This window comes from Sulfitobacter sp. R18_1, from assembly GCF_017743915.1.
Classification (GTDB): Bacteria; Pseudomonadota; Alphaproteobacteria; order Rhodobacterales; family Rhodobacteraceae; genus Sulfitobacter; species Sulfitobacter faviae.
In genome coordinates, this window is sequence record NZ_JAGHRG010000004.1 from 190,594 (window position 1) to 206,243 (window position 15,650).

Annotated in this window: 15 protein-coding genes; 2 read left to right on the forward strand and 13 right to left on the reverse strand. The window is 65.4% G+C overall.

What is annotated here, in order from left to right:
• Positions 1 to 6: 6 nt before the first annotated feature.
• Genes J7392_RS10340 through argH form a run of 6 tightly spaced genes read right to left on the reverse strand, consistent with a single transcriptional unit; the run spans position 7 to position 5,930 of the window.
• Positions 7 to 2,559 carry a DUF4175 domain-containing protein gene (locus J7392_RS10340; protein ID WP_209217467.1) on the reverse strand — a complete coding sequence of 851 codons (2,553 nt, stop codon included), beginning with the start codon at positions 2,557 to 2,559 and terminating at the stop codon, positions 7 to 9.
• Between the two features lie 35 nt (positions 2,560 to 2,594).
• Positions 2,595 to 3,860, reverse strand: coding sequence for a diaminopimelate decarboxylase (lysA, locus tag J7392_RS10345; RefSeq protein WP_209217468.1), 1,266 nt, complete (start codon positions 3,858 to 3,860; stop codon positions 2,595 to 2,597).
• A gap of 27 nt (positions 3,861 to 3,887) precedes the next feature.
• Complete coding sequence (locus J7392_RS10350; protein ID WP_067262174.1) at positions 3,888 to 4,205, reverse strand: DUF2834 domain-containing protein; 318 nt, start codon at positions 4,203 to 4,205, stop codon at positions 3,888 to 3,890.
• Complete coding sequence (locus tag J7392_RS10355; protein WP_209217469.1) at positions 4,205 to 4,366, reverse strand: hypothetical protein; 162 nt, start codon at positions 4,364 to 4,366, stop codon at positions 4,205 to 4,207. Before J7392_RS10355 ends, J7392_RS10350 begins: the two co-directional genes overlap by 1 nt.
• Positions 4,363 to 4,542, reverse strand: coding sequence for a hypothetical protein (locus J7392_RS10360; protein ID WP_209217470.1), 180 nt, complete (start codon positions 4,540 to 4,542; stop codon positions 4,363 to 4,365). The genes J7392_RS10355 and J7392_RS10360 overlap by 4 nt, the downstream gene beginning before the upstream one ends.
• Positions 4,539 to 5,930, reverse strand: coding sequence for an argininosuccinate lyase (gene argH, locus J7392_RS10365; RefSeq protein WP_209217471.1), 1,392 nt, complete (start codon positions 5,928 to 5,930; stop codon positions 4,539 to 4,541). Before argH ends, J7392_RS10360 begins: the two co-directional genes overlap by 4 nt.
• A gap of 23 nt (positions 5,931 to 5,953) precedes the next feature.
• Between argH and J7392_RS10370 the strand changes: the two genes are divergently transcribed.
• Positions 5,954 to 6,523: a TlpA family protein disulfide reductase gene (locus J7392_RS10370; RefSeq protein ID WP_209217472.1), complete on the forward strand. Its 570-nt coding sequence runs from the start codon at positions 5,954 to 5,956 to the stop codon at positions 6,521 to 6,523.
• 36 nt (positions 6,524 to 6,559) lie between these two features.
• On the opposite strand, the gene J7392_RS10375 is transcribed toward J7392_RS10370, so the two are convergent.
• Positions 6,560 to 7,627, reverse strand: coding sequence for a Hint domain-containing protein (locus J7392_RS10375; RefSeq protein ID WP_209217473.1), 1,068 nt, complete (start codon positions 7,625 to 7,627; stop codon positions 6,560 to 6,562).
• 198 nt (positions 7,628 to 7,825) lie between these two features.
• Here J7392_RS10375 and J7392_RS10380 point away from each other — a divergent pair, with 198 nt between their 5' ends.
• Positions 7,826 to 8,353, forward strand: a complete 528-nt coding sequence (locus J7392_RS10380) for a winged helix DNA-binding protein (RefSeq protein ID WP_067262160.1) — start codon at positions 7,826 to 7,828, stop codon at positions 8,351 to 8,353.
• A 39-nt stretch (positions 8,354 to 8,392) separates the two neighbouring features.
• Here the strand turns inward: J7392_RS10380 and gap are convergent, their stop codons facing one another.
• From gap to J7392_RS10410, 6 genes are all read right to left on the reverse strand, one after another.
• On the reverse strand, positions 8,393 to 9,394 hold the full coding sequence (gap, locus tag J7392_RS10385; protein WP_209217474.1) for a type I glyceraldehyde-3-phosphate dehydrogenase: 1,002 nt from the start codon (positions 9,392 to 9,394) through the stop codon (positions 8,393 to 8,395).
• Between the two features lie 147 nt (positions 9,395 to 9,541).
• The gene (locus J7392_RS10390) at positions 9,542 to 10,822 is read right to left on the reverse strand and encodes an amidohydrolase family protein (protein WP_209217475.1); all 1,281 of its coding nucleotides are present in this window, start codon (positions 10,820 to 10,822) and stop codon (positions 9,542 to 9,544) included.
• A gap of 143 nt (positions 10,823 to 10,965) precedes the next feature.
• Positions 10,966 to 11,910: an ABC transporter permease gene (locus J7392_RS10395; protein ID WP_209217476.1), complete on the reverse strand. Its 945-nt coding sequence runs from the start codon at positions 11,908 to 11,910 to the stop codon at positions 10,966 to 10,968.
• On the reverse strand, positions 11,910 to 12,959 hold the full coding sequence (locus tag J7392_RS10400; protein WP_209217477.1) for an ABC transporter permease: 1,050 nt from the start codon (positions 12,957 to 12,959) through the stop codon (positions 11,910 to 11,912). The genes J7392_RS10395 and J7392_RS10400 overlap by 1 nt, the downstream gene beginning before the upstream one ends.
• A complete protein-coding gene (locus J7392_RS10405) occupies positions 12,949 to 14,496 on the reverse strand; it encodes an ABC transporter ATP-binding protein (RefSeq protein ID WP_209217478.1) in 1,548 nt (515 codons plus the stop codon). The genes J7392_RS10400 and J7392_RS10405 overlap by 11 nt, the downstream gene beginning before the upstream one ends.
• Entirely contained in the window at positions 14,497 to 15,504 is a 1,008-nt protein-coding gene (locus tag J7392_RS10410; RefSeq protein ID WP_209217479.1) for a BMP family protein, read from the reverse strand. It lies immediately after the preceding gene.
• Positions 15,505 to 15,650: the final 146 nt, after the last annotated feature.

Genomic DNA, 15,650 nt, shown 5'->3' on the forward strand with positions numbered 1-15,650 from the left:
TCCCGATCAGAACCGATCCAACAGCCTGTTAAGGTAATCCCGCTCGACCTCGGGCCGCTCCGCCTCGCCCGAGCGGCGGCGGATTTCGTCCAGCAACCGCCGCGCGCGGCCCTGATCGTCTGGCCCCTGCGCCAGCGGCGCGTCCGAGCTGTTGGCCCCGCTGCCGCCCTGCTCCCGCCCAAGCGGATCGCGCCCCTCGCCACGCTGATCGCCACCCTCTGCCGTGCCTTGGCCCGGCTGGCCCGCGCGTTGCTCCGGCTCCATCGCTTCACCGAGGGCGCGCATGCCCTCGCGCAGCGCTTCCATCGCCTGCGCCTGATTGTCGATCGCCTCGGCCAGTTCATCGCGGCGCAGCGCCTCTCCGGCGCGGTCCATCGCCTCGCCCGCGCGGTCCAGCGCGTCGCGGGCCGCGTCCCCCTCAGCCGTGCCCTGCCCGGGCAAACGCCCCTGCTGGCGGCGCAGCTCGTCGCGCAGTGCTTGCTGGCGACCGGCCAGCCCTTCCTCGCCCCCTTCTTCACCGGAGGGGCCGCCCTGCCCGCGCTGGCCTTCATGGCTCTCGCCGCGCCCTTGCCCGCCGTTGCGGCCTTCGTTGCCGTCACTCTCCCCCGCGCCGGTGCCGGGGTTGAACTGCTCTTGCAGGTCGCGGAAGGCCTGATCGCTTAGCCCCTGTTGCTCGCGCAGCGTGTCCGACAGCCCCTCCATCGCCTGTTCACCGGGCGAATTGCCGCCCTGTCCGGGCTGGCCTTCGGTGACGCGAATGTTCTCCATCATTTCCTGCAACTGGCGCAGCGCCTCGGCGGCCTCGGCCATGCGGCCCTGCTCCATCAACTCCTGAATGCGGTCCATCATGCGTTGCAGATCGTCTTGGGTCATCTGCATCGCCTCGCCCTGCGGCTGCTGGTCTTCGCCCGCGCCTTCCTGCGCCTGCTGGCGCTGGAGTTGCTCAAGATAGTCTTCGGTGGCGCGGCGCAACTCGTCCATCAACTCGGCGATTTCGGCCTGAGAGGCGCCGTTCTTCATCGCCTCGTTCAACCGATCCTGCGCGCGGCGCATCCGTTCGAGCGCATCGGCCAACACGCCTTCTTCCAATTCGATCGCCAGCGCCCAGAGGTCTTCGGCCAGCTCGGTTTGCACCTCTTCGCCCAGCCCGTAGCGCGCCCGCAGCTCCAACCGCCGGATCACCTGCTTGAGCCGCAGTGCTGTCACCTCCGAGCGCAGGTCATCGCCGGGAGCATAGGTCACCGCGCGCAGCACCTGCGCGATGCGCGGCGCATTGGCGCGCGACCACAAAAGATCGCGCCGCATCTCGATCACCGCTGCCGCCGCCGGATCGAAAAAACGCCGCCCCGGCAGGGTCAGCTGGCTCACCTCGGTCACGGCCTGCTGTTCGGAGGCGTCCAAGACCGAAAGTTGCAGCGACACCGGCAGATTGGCCCATGGGTGTTTCGAGAAATTCTCGATCAACGTCTCTTCGAAATCGCGCCGGTCGCCGCTGATCGGCATGGGCAGCGGCACGACGATCTCAGGCCGCGGCTCAGGGTCGACGGTCAGACCATAGCGTCGGTCGACGGAGGCCAGATCGAGGCTGATCCGCGCTTCCCCGGCTTCGACGCCATAGTCATCCCGCGCAAGGAACGGCAGGCTCATCTCTCCCAAAGCGGTCACCTCAGGCGGGCCGAGCCGTTCGACCTGCGGCACAGCATCGGGCAAAAGCGTGATCTGCCACGCCCGCGCGCCCGGCCCGTCGATGCTGATCTCCCCGCTTTGGCGCAGAGTGAAATCCTGCGCGGGTTCCGAAGACGCCGCCACTTCCCGGCCCGAGACGCTCTCAGCCACCGTCAGCGCGCCCAATTCGCCATAGAGCCGCAGGGTGATCAGCGTGCCCTCAGGCAGCGACAGCACCCCGGCCTCAAGGTCGTTGAGGTAGAGCGTCGGCTTGCCGGTATGGCGCGGCGGCTCGGCCCAGCCTTCCCAAACGGGGCCGGAGGCGAGCGTGCCGCCCGCCCCGCCGGGGGCCAGATGCGTCACCTCGCCCAACCGCCAGACGGAGCCAAAGACAAGCGCCACCATGAACCCAAGCAAAGCCACATAGCGCAGCGCATAGGGATCGGCCTGCGCGACCCGAAGGTCGCCCTTCACCGGCTTCGCCGCAGCCGCCCGCGCGGCCATGCGCCGCTGATGCGCTTGCCAGACCGCCGCCGAGGTGGCATCGCCCGCGCCAATCGCCTGATCGTCCAAGAGCGCCCGAATGGGCCGCCCCGGAAGGCTGGCATCCAACCGCGCCAGCGCCGCCGCGCGGGATGGCAGACGGAAACGGCGCAGCGCAAAGAACAGAGTAAAGAGGGCCGCAAGACCGATGACGGCCAGCACGGCCCAAAGCGCGCCGCCCGCAAGAGCATCCTGCGCCCCCATCATCAGCGCCGCCAGCACCGCCAGCACCAGCGCCAACATGGGCCAGAACGCCTGCACCATGGCCTCGGCCAGCATCCCCGCCCAGGTCAGCCGCAGGGGCCAACGCAAAGCGCGCAGCCCGTCTGTCCTGTCAGTGGATGTCTCCATGCGTCACGCTCCGGCGGCCCGGCGGCGGGATGCCGTCAAAGCCATTCAGGGATGGTATCGCGGTTTATCATTTCGTCAAAGCTTGGCCGTGGGCGGATAACCGCGAATTGATCGCCGTTCACCAGCACCTCGGGGATCAGGGGCCGCGAATTATACTCGCTGCTCATCACCGCGCCGTAAGCCCCGGCAGAACGGAAGGCCACCAGATCGCCTGAGCCCAGCACCGGCATCATCCGCTGCTTGGCGAAAGTATCACCGGATTCGCAGACCGGACCCACGATATCGACGGGGCGCGGCTCGGCCCCCGGGGCGGGTTCGTTCAGCGGCACGATGTCATGCCAAGCGTCATACATCGCCGGGCGGATCAGATCGTTCATCGCGGCATCGAGGATCAAGAAATCGCGGCCCTCGCCGGATTTGAGATAGATCACCTCGCTCACCAGCACACCTGCGTTGCCCGCAATCAGGCGGCCCGGCTCGATCTCGACCTCGCAGCCCAGATGCCCCAGCGTGCGCTGCACCATCGCACCGTAATCTGTGGGCAGCGGCGGGGCGGAATTCGACCGCTCATAGGGGATGCCCAAGCCGCCGCCAAGGTCGAGCCGCCGGATGTCATGGCCATCGGCGCGCAGCACCTCGGTCAGCTCCGCGACCTTGCCATAGGCTTGCTCAAAGGGGGCGAGATCGGTCAACTGGCTGCCGATATGCACGTCGATGCCCACGATCTTGAGCCCCGGCAGCTTGGCCGCCATGGCATAGACTTCGCGGGCGCGGGCGATGGGGATGCCGAACTTATTCTCGCTCTTGCCGGTGGCGATCTTGGCGTGGGTCTTCGCGTCCACATCCGGGTTTACGCGGATGGTGATCGGGGCCACTTTGCCCAATTCACGCGCCACGACATCCAGCAGGATCATCTCTGGCTCGCTCTCGACGTTGAACTGGCGGATGCCCCCCATCAGCGCCAGCTCAATCTCTTCCCGGGTCTTACCAACGCCGGAGAAGACGATCTTATCGCCCGGCACGCCTGCTGCTTTCGCCCGACGGTATTCCCCGCCCGAGACCACATCCATCCCCGCGCCCGCCTGCGCCAGCGTGCGCAAAACGGCTTGGTTGGAATTGGCCTTCATCGCGTAGCAGACCAGATGGTCCATCCCCGACAGCGCGTCGTCAAAAAGGTGGAAATGGCGCAGCAGCGTGGCGGTGGAATAGACATAGACGGGCGTGCCCACGGCGGCGGCAATCTCGGCCAGGCTTACGTCTTCGGCGTGCAACACACCGTCTTTATAGAGAAAATGATCCATCTGCGCTTGGCCCCATGTCGTCGCCGCTTATCTGATGGGCGCTGTCCGCAGGAAAAGATAGAGCGGCAGGCCACAGCTCACCCCAATACAGAACGTGGCGGGAATGGCAATCAGGCTGAGGAAATTGCGCCGCACGGCGACCTCGGCAATGATCCAGATGGTCAAAGTGACGGCAGCGATGGTCAGATCCCAGACCAGCCCGCTGGCGGCGGCATTGGCGTGCCATGCGTCCACCATGGCGCTCAGGCTCCAGCCTTCGGCATTGAACCATGTGACGAAGTAATACATCGGATGCACCGCCCCCCAGACCGCGAGGGCGAGGTAGAGCATCCGCAAAAGCGACATCAGAAACTCTTGACCACGCCGACGGTGGCATAGCCCGACAGGCTGATCCCCGGCTCGGTCGGCGGTGTCGGCGCGGCCTGCCGTGGGCTGGGCTGCGGCGGGGTGCAAGCGGCCAAGGCAAGCGCCCCGGCCACCAGTGTGATCTGCAAAAGCGGCCTCACGACCCGGCCCCGAGCGAGACGGAGAACGGCCCCCGGCGCAGCCCCACCGCCGTTTCTACCGAGACGCCCGAAGAGGACATGGTGATGCTGCTGCTCGCCGTGGGCCGCACCGGTTCACCATCCGCGCCACAGGCGGCAAGGCTCAACAGCGAAAGGGCCGCAAGGAGGCGTTTCACTTCAGGATTTCCTTCCAACGCTCGATCTGGGCACGCACCTGCGCGGGCGCGGTGCCGCCGTAGGACATGCGCGAGTTTACCGAATTTTCGACGCCAAGCACGTCAAAAACATCCGCCGTGATCTCGGCATGGACCGATTGCATCTGCTCGAGCGTCAGGTCCGGCAGATCGCAGCACTGCGCCTCGGCCATGGCGACCAGCGTGCCGGTCACGTGATGTGCGTCGCGGAACGGCAGGTTCGGCACGCGCACCAGCCAGTCGGCGAGATCGGTCGCGGTGGAGAAGCCCGAGCCCGCGGCGGCGGCGAGGTTCTCGCGCTCGGCGGTCATGTCACCCACCATGCCGGTCATCGCGGCCAGCGCCAGCATCAGGTTGTCGGCAGCGTCAAAGACCTGCTCTTTGTCCTCCTGCATGTCCTTGGAATAGGCCAGCGGCAGCCCCTTCATCACTATCATCAGCGCGGTGTTGGCCCCAAAAATGCGCCCCACCTTGGCGCGAATGAGCTCGGCGGCATCGGGGTTCTTTTTCTGCGGCATGATCGACGAGCCGGTCGAGAAGCGATCCGACAGCGCCACAAAACGGAACTGCGCGGAGGACCAGATCACCAGTTCTTCGGCGAAGCGCGACAGGTGCATGGCGCAGATGCTGGCGACTGACATGAATTCCAGCGCGAAGTCGCGGTCGCTCACCGCGTCGAGGGAGTTCGCGGCGGGGCGGTCGAAACCAAGAGCCTCTGCCGTCATCTCGCGGTCGATCGGGAAGGAGGTGCCGGCCAATGCGGCGGCCCCCAGTGGGCATTCGTTCATCCGCGCCCGCGCATCGCGGATGCGCGACAGGTCACGGCCAAACATCTCGACATAGGCCATCATGTGGTGGCCCCATGTCACGGGCTGGGCGGTTTGCAGGTGGGTGAAGCCCGGCATGACCCAATCGGCCCCTGCTTCGGCCTGAGACAAAAGCGCGCGGATCAGCGCTTGCAGCCCCTCGTCGGCGGCGTCCAATTGGTCGCGCACCCAGAGTTTGAAATCGGTCGCGACTTGGTCATTGCGGCTGCGGCCCGTGTGCAGGCGGCCTGCGGGCTCACCAATCAGGTCTTTCAGCCGCGCCTCCACGTTCATGTGGATGTCTTCGAGCGCGGCGGAGAATTCGAACCGGCCCTCTTCGATCTCTGACAAGATTGTGAGAAGCCCTTCCCGTATCGCGTCAGCGTCGTTATCAGTCAGGATGCCTGTGGCTGCCAGCATGGCGGCATGGGCACGCGACCCTTTGATGTCTTGCGCGGCCATCCGTTTGTCGAACCCGATCGAGGCGTTGATCGCCTCCATGATCGCATCCGGTCCGGCGGCGAAACGCCCGCCCCACATTTTGTTCGAGGTCGTGTCGGTCATGTTGAATACCCTTGGAGGGACGTATGAAAAATCTTGTGCTCGGCCTCGTTTATACGCTGCTTGTCGCAGGTGCAAACCCCGCCCTTGCCGGAACGGCTGACATCGCGGGGCTGCGCGAAGGGGACATGAAGAAACTCGTGATCCATGACGCGCCGCAGGCGACCTCTGACGTGACCTTTGAGCGTGAGGACGATGACGAGGCGATGTCGCTGGCAGATTACGAAGGCAAGGTCGTGCTGGTGAACTTCTGGGCCACATGGTGCGCGCCCTGCCGCAAGGAGATGCCGCAGTTGAATGCCCTGCAAAAGGAATTCGGCGGCGATGATTTTCAGGTGCTGACCATCGCCACGGGGCGCAACTCTGAGGAAGGGATCAAACGGTTCTTCGAGGAAGCGGGCGTCGACAGCCTGCCCCGCCACCAAGACCCGAAGCAGAAGCTTGCCAGCCAGATGGGTGTGTTCGGTCTGCCGATCAGCGTGCTCCTAGACCGTGAAGGGCGCGAGATTGCCCGGTTGCAGGGCGATGCGAAATGGGATTCCGACAGCGCACGGGCGATCATCGCGGCCCTGATCGAAGAAGGCGCCGAGAGCTAAGCGCCCAACGCAAGGTCGGGCCTCCGGGCCCGGCCTTCAGGCCACATGCCGCAGGATCGCCGCCTCCGAAGTGCTGAGATTGCGCCGCGCGAAACCGCCATAGCTGTGCGGATCCGTCTCAAGCTGCGGATATGCCGCCAGCAGCCGCGCCCGGTCCTGCGCGCCAAGGCTGGTGAGCGGGGCCGAGGCGGGGTGAAAGCTTTCCGTCTCGACCCCATTGGCCCACATCACCTGATGTTCGGCCAGCAACACATGGACATAGGTCACCTCGCGCAGGGACATATCGCTGGCCACGCTGTGGCCGTTGATCAGATCCTTGGCGGCGACCAGCACTTCGTCACAGTTGAACAGATCACGGGCCTGAGCGCCTTGCAGCACGATCCGGTGATCGGGGGAGACCACCAGCGGGGCATCGGGCCGGGCGAGCCCCAAGGCACCGGGGCGGAAGCGGATCGGGCGCAGATGCGGCATGGCATGTAGCCGCGCGCCGGTCATCCGGCGGCTGCCGATCCACTCCAGCGGCTGTGCCCCATTGTCCTTGGTCTGGATCAGATCGCCCTCGCGCAACTCTTCAATCAGGGCGCTGCCCTTGGGGGTGCGGATGCGGGTGCCGGGGGTGAAACAAATCACCCCGCCGCGCTCGTGCCGGTCATCGCGCGCGGGGGTCAGGGTGCTGTGCATCACCCAAAGCTCACTGTCGCGCGGGGGCAGCTCATCGACGAACATCAGCAGCGGCATCCGCCCCACCCCTGCGTCGATCAGGGTGACGGTGTAGGTCCGCGCACCATTGGTGACCATGAAGCTGTCGTCGGGCAGCGGGGCCGTGCCCAGATCGCGCCGCGGCGCGGGCGGCATCATGCCCCCCTCTTCCAATGCTGCCCCGATCAGGCGCTGCACCTTGCGGGCCGCGCGTTTGCGCAGCCGCTCTGCCCCGTCCGCCATATCCAGCCGCAGCACATCATTCGGCCCATCCACCCGGATGGTATCCCCGCGCCACGCCCAGGCCGAGCCCAGTTCGAGCGACTGCACCGGCGCGGCCTCCAGACCGTCGATCTCTGTTTGCGACCAGCTGATGACAAACGTGCCCCGAAAGCCCGTTTTCATAACTGCTCTGCCTGCCTCGTTTATTATTGCCAGCAGCCTAGCAAAGCCGGGGGCCGCGCGAAAGATGGCGCGAATGTGGCAGCGCAACCTGTTGCAAATTGATCTTTGCCCCTGCCGCTCCGGCGAAGCGCCGCGAAACGCTTGTAAATTGTCAGCGTCTTGGTAACGTCAGAGGGGTCAAACAGCCGGAGGCACCGCATGTCGGAAGAAGTACCCCCCACCCCGTCACGCCGCATCGTCTCTTCACGTCACTTGGCCGAGGGCGATGGCTGGGAGGCCTCCGAACTCGAATACGGCATGATCATCGCCTATAACGCCTTCACCCGCTGGATGTCGCGCTGCATGGCGGCGGCGGGGAACGGCGATCTGACGCCGCTGGAAATCCTCGTGCTGCACAACGCCAACCACCGGGGCCGGGAGAAGCGGCTGACGGATATCTGCTTCCTGCTCAACATCGAGGACACGCATACGGTGAACTACGCGCTGCGCAAGCTGGTGAAGGCCGAATTGCTGAGCGCCGAAAAACGCGGCAAGGAGGTGTTCTATCGCACCTCGCCTGCGGGCGCCGAGCTATGCGAAGCTTATCGCGCGATCCGTCAGGCGTGTTTTCTGGATGGCTTGCCGCGCACCGATATCTCGGGCGAGGAATTGCGCAAGATTGCGGCGCAGCTACGGGCGATGTCGGGGCAATATGACCAAGCGAGCCGCGCGGCGGCCTCGCTGTAGAGCGCGGGCGCGAGGGCTGCCCCCCGCGCCTGCCAAAGCTTAGATCAGCGCGGCAATGGCGCGCGCAGTGTCGTTCATGCGGTTCGAGAAACCCCATTCATTGTCATACCAGCTAACCACGCGGATCATCCCGCCATCGGTCACCCGCGTCTGATCGGGCGCGAGGGTGGAGGAATGCGGATCGTGGTTGAAATCGGTCGAGACCAGCGGCGCAGGCTCATAGGCCAGCACGCCCTTCAGCGCGCCAATGGCGGCCTCTTGCATCGCGGCGTTCACCGCCTCGGCCGTGGCAGGTTTCTTGGGCATGATGCACAGATCCACGAGCGAGACATTGGCCGTCGGCACCCGCACGGCGGACCCTTCGAGCACACCTTTCAGATGGGGGATCACCTCGGAAATCGCGGCGGCGGCGCCGGTCGAGGTGGGCACCATCGACAGGGCGGCGGCACGGCCACGATAGGGGTCGCGGTGCGGGCTGTCATGGGTCGGCTGGTCGCCGGTATAGGCGTGGATCGTGGTCATATAGCCGGTTTCGATCCCGAAAGTATCATCCAGCACCTTGGCCACGGGGGCAAGGCAGTTGGTGGTGCAGGAGGCGTTGGAGACGATCACGTCTTCGCCGGTCAACTCCTCATGGTTGACGCCGTAGACCACGGTGCGGTCTACCCCCTTGCCGGGGGCCGAGATCAACACGCGTTTACTGCCATTCTCCAAATGTTTCGCCGCCGCCTCGCGGGCGGTGAAGAAACCGGTGCATTCATAGGCCACATCCACGTCGCCCCAAGGCAGCTTCGCCGGATCGCGCTCTGCTGTCATGCGGATGCTTTGGCCCGCCACATGCAGGGTGCCGTCCTTCAATTCCGCATCCACCGGCAAGCGGCCATGGACGGAGTCGTATTTCAGCAGGTGCAGCAGGTTCTCGGCATCGGTAAGGTCGTTGATGGCAACGACTTCGATCCCGTCAAAGCCGTTCTCGATCAGCGCGCGTAGCACGCAGCGTCCGATGCGGCCAAAGCCGTTGATGGCGATTTTAGTGGTCATGGTGAGTCCTCCGGTGGCCCGGTTTCGGGCGGATTGGCGCGGTTAGCGCTAACATAGCATTGGGTGTGATGGAGTTCAATTGGCCAGAGGTAGGAAATCGGCACCCGGTTTCAAGGCGCCGATTTTGGGCCTGTTTTCAGCCCGGGTTTACGAATGCGCGCTATGGCGGCGGCGCACGCTGTCGGGCCGCCCCGGCAGGCTGAGCCTTGCGTCATTGCGCGCCTGTTGTGAGATCACGCGGCCCTTGGCCACGACGCAGAGCCGGTCGGGCCGCAGGCGCAGCGCCTCGATCGGGTTGCCCGCGTCCAGCACCACCAGCGACGCGGTCGCGCCGACCTTGAGGCCGTAGTCCTGAAGCCCAAGGATCCGGGCGTTCACCTCCGTGACCATCGCGAAACAGCGGCGCATTTCCTCGGGCGAGGTCATCTGCGCCACATGCAGCCCCATAAAGGCCACGTCGAGCATGTCGCCCGTGCCCATGGAATACCACGGGTCCATGACGCAGTCCTGCCCCCAGCCGACGTCGATGCCCATGGCCTGCATCTCTTTCACCCGCGTGAGGCCGCGGCGTTTCGGGTAGGTATCGTGACGGCCCTGCAGGGTGATGTTGATCAGCGGATTGGGGATCGCGGCGACCTGCGCTTCGGCCATCAGCGGCAGCAGTTTCGAGACGTAGTAATTGTCCATCGAATGCATCGACGTGAGGTGCGAGCCGGCCACCCTGCCCTGCAAGCCGAGCCGCTGCGTTTCATAGGCCAGCGTTTCGATGTGGCGCGAATGGGGGTCGTCGGTCTCGTCGCAATGCAGGTCGACCATGAGACCGCGCTCGGCGGCCAACTCGCAAAGAGCGGTGACGGAGCGGGCGCCGTCGGCCATGGTGCGTTCGAAATGCGGGATGCCACCCACCACATCGACACCCATGTCGAGGGCGCGAATGGTGTTTTCATGGGCCGTGGGGTCGCGGTAGAGCCCGTCTTGCGGGAAGGCGACGAGTTGCAGGTCGATGTAGTCCTTCACCGTTTCGCGCACGTCGAGCAGGGCTTCGACGCCCAGAAGCCGGTCGTCGCAGGTGTCGACATGGCTGCGGATCGCCAGAAGCCCCAGCGAGGCGGCCCAGTCACAGTATTCCAGCGCACGGGCTTTGACCTCGTCTTGGGTCATTACCTCCTTGAGTTCGCCCCAGAGGCCGATACCTTCCAGAAGCGTGCCCGAGGCATTGATCCGCGGGGTGCCGTAGCTGAGCGTGGCATCCATGTGGAAATGCGGGTCGACGAAGGGCGGGCTGACGAGGTCGCCGCTGGCATCGATGGTCTCGCAGGATTCGGTGGTGGAGAGGTCTTCGATGGCGGTGATCTTGTCGGCTTTGATGCCGATGTCGGTGCTGCGGCCATCGGGGAGCGTGCCGTCTTTGATGATGAGGTCGAACATGGGTTGGTCCTTGTGATGGCTCTACGGGCAACCACAAAGGGCAGCCCCCGGCCGCGGGTGGGGGTGAAGCCCCCGCCCAGGGGGGCGGTCGGGGGCTGTCCGGCCTGCGGCCGGACGGAACGGGTTGAAAGGGAGCGTCCTACTTATCGCTCACCCTTATTAAACGGCACCATCAGCGCCGCCGGCACCCGCGCCCGGCGCGACATGACGACAAGCGCGAGGATCGACAGGATATAAGGCGCCATCAGGAAGATCTGGTAGGGAATGTCAGCCCCAAGCGGCGTCTGCTGCACCCGGATCTGCAAGGCATCAAACGCTGCGAAGAGCACCGCGCCCAGCAGCGTTTTGCCCGGTTTCCAAGAGCCGAAGACTACCAGCGCGATGCAGATCCAACCGCGACCGTTGACCATCTCGAAAAAAAACGAGTTGAACGCGCTCATGGTCAGGAAGGCCCCGCCCACGGCCATCAGCCCGCTGCCGACCATGACCGCGCCGATGCGGATCGCTGAGACGCTGAGGCCCTGCGCCTCGACCGCCGCCGGGTTCTCGCCCGCCGCGCGCAGGGCGAGGCCCATGGGGGTGCGGTAGAGGATGAGCGTTACCAGCAGCACCAGCACAAAGGCCAGATAGGTCAGCGGGGTCTGGTTGAAGAGCGCGGGACCGATCACCGGAATCTCGGACAGGAGCGGGATTTCCAGCGGCTGGAAGGCCTCGATCTTGGGCGGCGAGGTCACCTCGGGCAGCGCCAGACGGTAGCAGTAGTAGGTGAGCGAGGTGGCCAGTAGCGTAATGCCGAGGCCGACGACGTGCTGGCTAAGGCCAAAGGGCACGGTGAGCACGCCGTGGATGAGGCCGAAGGCCATGCCCGAGAGCATCGCCACCGCCACGCCGAACCACAGCCCGCCACCGAGGTAGACGGTGAGCCAGCCCGCAAAGGCGCCGACCACCATGATGCCCTCGATGCCGAGGTTCAGCACCCCTGCCCGTTCGCAAATGAGCTCGCCCAGAGCGGCGAAGATCAGCGGCGACGCGATGCGGATCGCGGCGGTCCAGAAGCTCGCCTGAAGGAGGATGTCGAAAATATCCATCAGTCGCGCCTCACCCGGAATTTCGTCAGCATGATCGCCAGCACCATCGCCAGCAGCGCCAGCGCCAGCATGATGTCGGCGAGATAGGTCGGCACGCCCGCGGCGCGGCTCATGCTGTCGGCGCCGACGAAGATGCCGGCGACGAAGAGTGCCGCGACGACCACGCCAAGCGGGTTCAGCAGCGCCAGCATGGCGACGATGATCCCGGTGTAGCCAAAGCCGGGCGAGATATCCAAGGTGAGGCTGCCTTTGAGCCCGGCCACTTCGGAAAAACCTGCAAGGGCCGCGAGGCCGCCCGACAAGAGCGCGGTTTTGATCAGCACGCGGTTCACCGGGATGCCCGCGAAACGTGCCGCCGCGGGGTTCAGCCCCACGGCACGCATCTCGTAGCCCAATGTGCTGCGGCGCTGGATGATCCAGACGACGAGGGCGGAGATTAGCGCAAGGCCAAACCCCCAGTGCAGCCGCAACCCCTCGGCGATACGTGGCAGACGCGCCTCCCCGATCAGTCGGGCGGACTTGGGCCAACCGAGGCCCATCGGGTCCTTCAACGGCCCTTCGAGCAGCATGGAGACCCAGAGCAGCACGACGAAATTTAGCAGGAGCGTGGTGACGACCTCATCGACGCCGAAGCGGGTCTTGAGGAAGGTCGGCACCAGCAGCACCACGGCCCCGGCGAGCATGGCGGCGACGGCAATCGTCGGCAGCAGCGCGAAGCTGGGCCATGCCAGCGCGCCGGTGCCCAGAACGACCGTGACCACCGCGCCCATGTAAAGCTGCGCCTCGGCGCCGATGTTCCACAGTTTGGCGCGGAAGGCGACGGCGACGGCGAGGCCGGTGAAGATGAGCGGCGTTGCGCGGTTGAGCGTTTCCAAAAGCGCGAATTTCGAGCCGAAGGCGCCCTTGACGATCAGGCCCAGCACCGAGAAGGGCTGCGCGCCTGCGATCATGGCCAGCAGAGAGGCCACGACCACGGTGGCGAAAAGCGCCAACGCGGGCAGGCCCAGCGAGCGGGTCCATGTGGGGTTGGCGACGGGTTCAAGCCGCATGGGAGGTCTCCTCGAATCCATCGCCCGCCATCCAGACGCCGAGCTCGGCGGGGGTGAGCGCGCCGCGGGCGAAGGGGGGCGAAAGGCGGCCTTCGGAGATCACGTGGATCACGTCCGAGAGCGCCGTGACCTCGTCGAGGTCTTCCGAGATCAGCAGCACCGCCGCCCCGCGGTCGCGGGCGGCCAAGAGTTGTTCGTGCACGTAGGTGAGCGCGCCGATGTCCAGCCCGCGCACCGGCTGGTTGGCCAGCACCACCGAAGGCGCGGTTTCCAGCACCCGGCCCAGGATCAGCTTTTGCATGTTGCCGCCCGACAAAAGGCGGATGCGCGTTTCGGGGCCCGGGCAGCGCACGTCGTAGCCTTGGATGATCTTGGCCGCAAAGTCGTGCGCGGCGCGCCAGTTCATCCAGCCGTGGCGGGAGAAACCGGGGCGGGCGTAAAGCTCCAGCACCGCGTTTTCGGTGAGGTCGAAATCGGCGATGGTGCCGGTCTTGTGCCGGTCCTCGGGAATGCGGGCGATGCCGGCGCCGATGGCGGCATGGGGCGACCAGCCGCGCGGGGCGTCGCCTTTGATGTGGAACGTGCCCGAGGCGGGGCGAATGAGGCCGCCAATGAGGTCCGCAAGCGCCGTCTGCCCGTTGCCGGACACCCCGGCGAGCCCGGTGATCTGCCCTGCGCGCAGTTCGAGGTCGACGTTTTTCAGCCCCGGTGCAGAGCCGATGTCGGGCGTGGAGACGCCTGCAAGCGTGACCAACGCGGCGCCGGGATCGGCGCGGCGCACCACAGGGGCGGCGACCTCGGAGCCCACCATCATCTGCGCCATCCGTGCGCGGTCGGTCTCGGCGGTCTTGGCCTCGGCCACCAGCTTGCCGTGACGCAGCACCACGACGCGCGAGGAGATCGCCATGACTTCATGCAGCTTGTGCGAGATGAAAATGACCGAGAGGCCAAGGGCGACCGCTTTTCGCATGGTGGCAAAGAGGTCCTCGGTCTCCTGCGGGGTCAGGACGGCGGTGGGCTCGTCGAGGATCAGGATGCGCGCCTCGCGGTAAAGGGCCTTGAGGATCTCGACCCGCTGCCGCTCGCCGACGCTAAGGCTGCCGACTTGGGCGCCGGGATCGACGCGCAGACCGTAGTCGTCCATCAGCGCCACGATCTTCTGCCGCGCCTGCGCCCGGCCAAAGCCGGGGCGCCAGATCGAACGGGTGCCGAGGACGATGTTTTCCAGCACGGTCATATTGTCGGCCAGCGTGAAATGCTGGTGCACCATGCCGACGCCAGCGGCCAGCGCGGCGCGCGGGTTCCCTGCGGGCAGACGCTGGCCAAAGACTTCGACAAACCCTTCGTCCGGCGTGTAATGGCCGAAGAGGATGTTCATCAGCGTGGTCTTGCCCGCGCCGTTCTCGCCCAGCAGGGCAATGACTTCGCCCTGCCGCAGATCAAAGCTGATCGCGTCATTGGCGGTGAGCTTGCCAAATCGCTTGGTAATGCCATCGAGGCGCAGGACCACCTGCGCCTCGGGGTTTTGATCGGTCATTTAGTTGGACTTCGGCTCTTCGTCGTTGATCTCGACGGTGAAGGATCCGTCGCGGATCGCCTTCTCGCGCTCCTCGATGAGGTCCATCGCCTCCTGCGGGACCTTGCCCTCGAAGGTGCCCAGAGGGGCGAGCGAAGAGCCACCCTCGGCCATGAAGGAATAGCGGCCGTAGTCGTCGGCCTTGAACTCGCCCGCCTTGACGGCGGCGATGGCGGCATCGAGCGTCGGCTCGAAATGCCACAGGGCGGAGGCGACGACGGTCTCGGGGTATTCGGTTTGGGTGTCGATCACGTTGCCGATCGCCAGCACGCCCTTTTCCTGCGCCGCGTCGGACACGCCGAAACGCTCGGCATAGAGCACGTCGGCCCCCTGCTCGACCATGGCGAAGGCGGTCTCCTTGGCCTTGGGCGGATCGAACCAGGAGCCGATGAAGCTCACCTGGAACTTGATGTCGGGGTTCATCTCCGCGGCACCCGCCATGAAGGCGTGCATCAGGCGGTTCACCTCCGGGATCGGGAAGCCGCCGACCATGCCGATGTTGCCGGTCTCGGTCATGGCGCCCGCGACGATGCCCGACAGATACGCGGCATCCTGAATATAGTTATCGAAGACCGCGAAATTCGGCAGCGCATCGTCCTGCTTGAAGCTGGAACCCATGAGGAAGGCGACCTCGGGGTAATCGGCAGCGACCTCGCGCGCCTCGGCCTCGGCGCCGAAAACCTCGCCCACGATCAACTGGTTGCCGGCTTCGGCATATTCACGCAGCACCCGCGCGTAATCGGTGTTGGAGACATTCTCGGTGAAAGTGTACTCGATGTCGCCACGTTCCTGTGCCGCCTCGGCGGCCTTGTGGATGCGGCTGACCCATTGTTGTTCCACCGGCACGGTATAGACGCCCGCGACCTTGATCGTCTCGGCGGCCAGCGCGCCCTGCGGCAAAAGGCTGGCACCCGCCAGCATGGCCGCCGTGCCCAATAGGAAGCGGCGTGTGAAATTGCGTTGTGTCATTTTTATCCCCCGTTGGTTAGGTATTTTACCGTTTGATAAAATATTTTACCTGTCAAGCTTCTCCTGACCCTAGGTCAGCCCAAGCTTTTCCGAATAGGCGCCTTGTGCTGATTAATGTGGCAGTCAGCAGGCGAAGCGGTAAATAG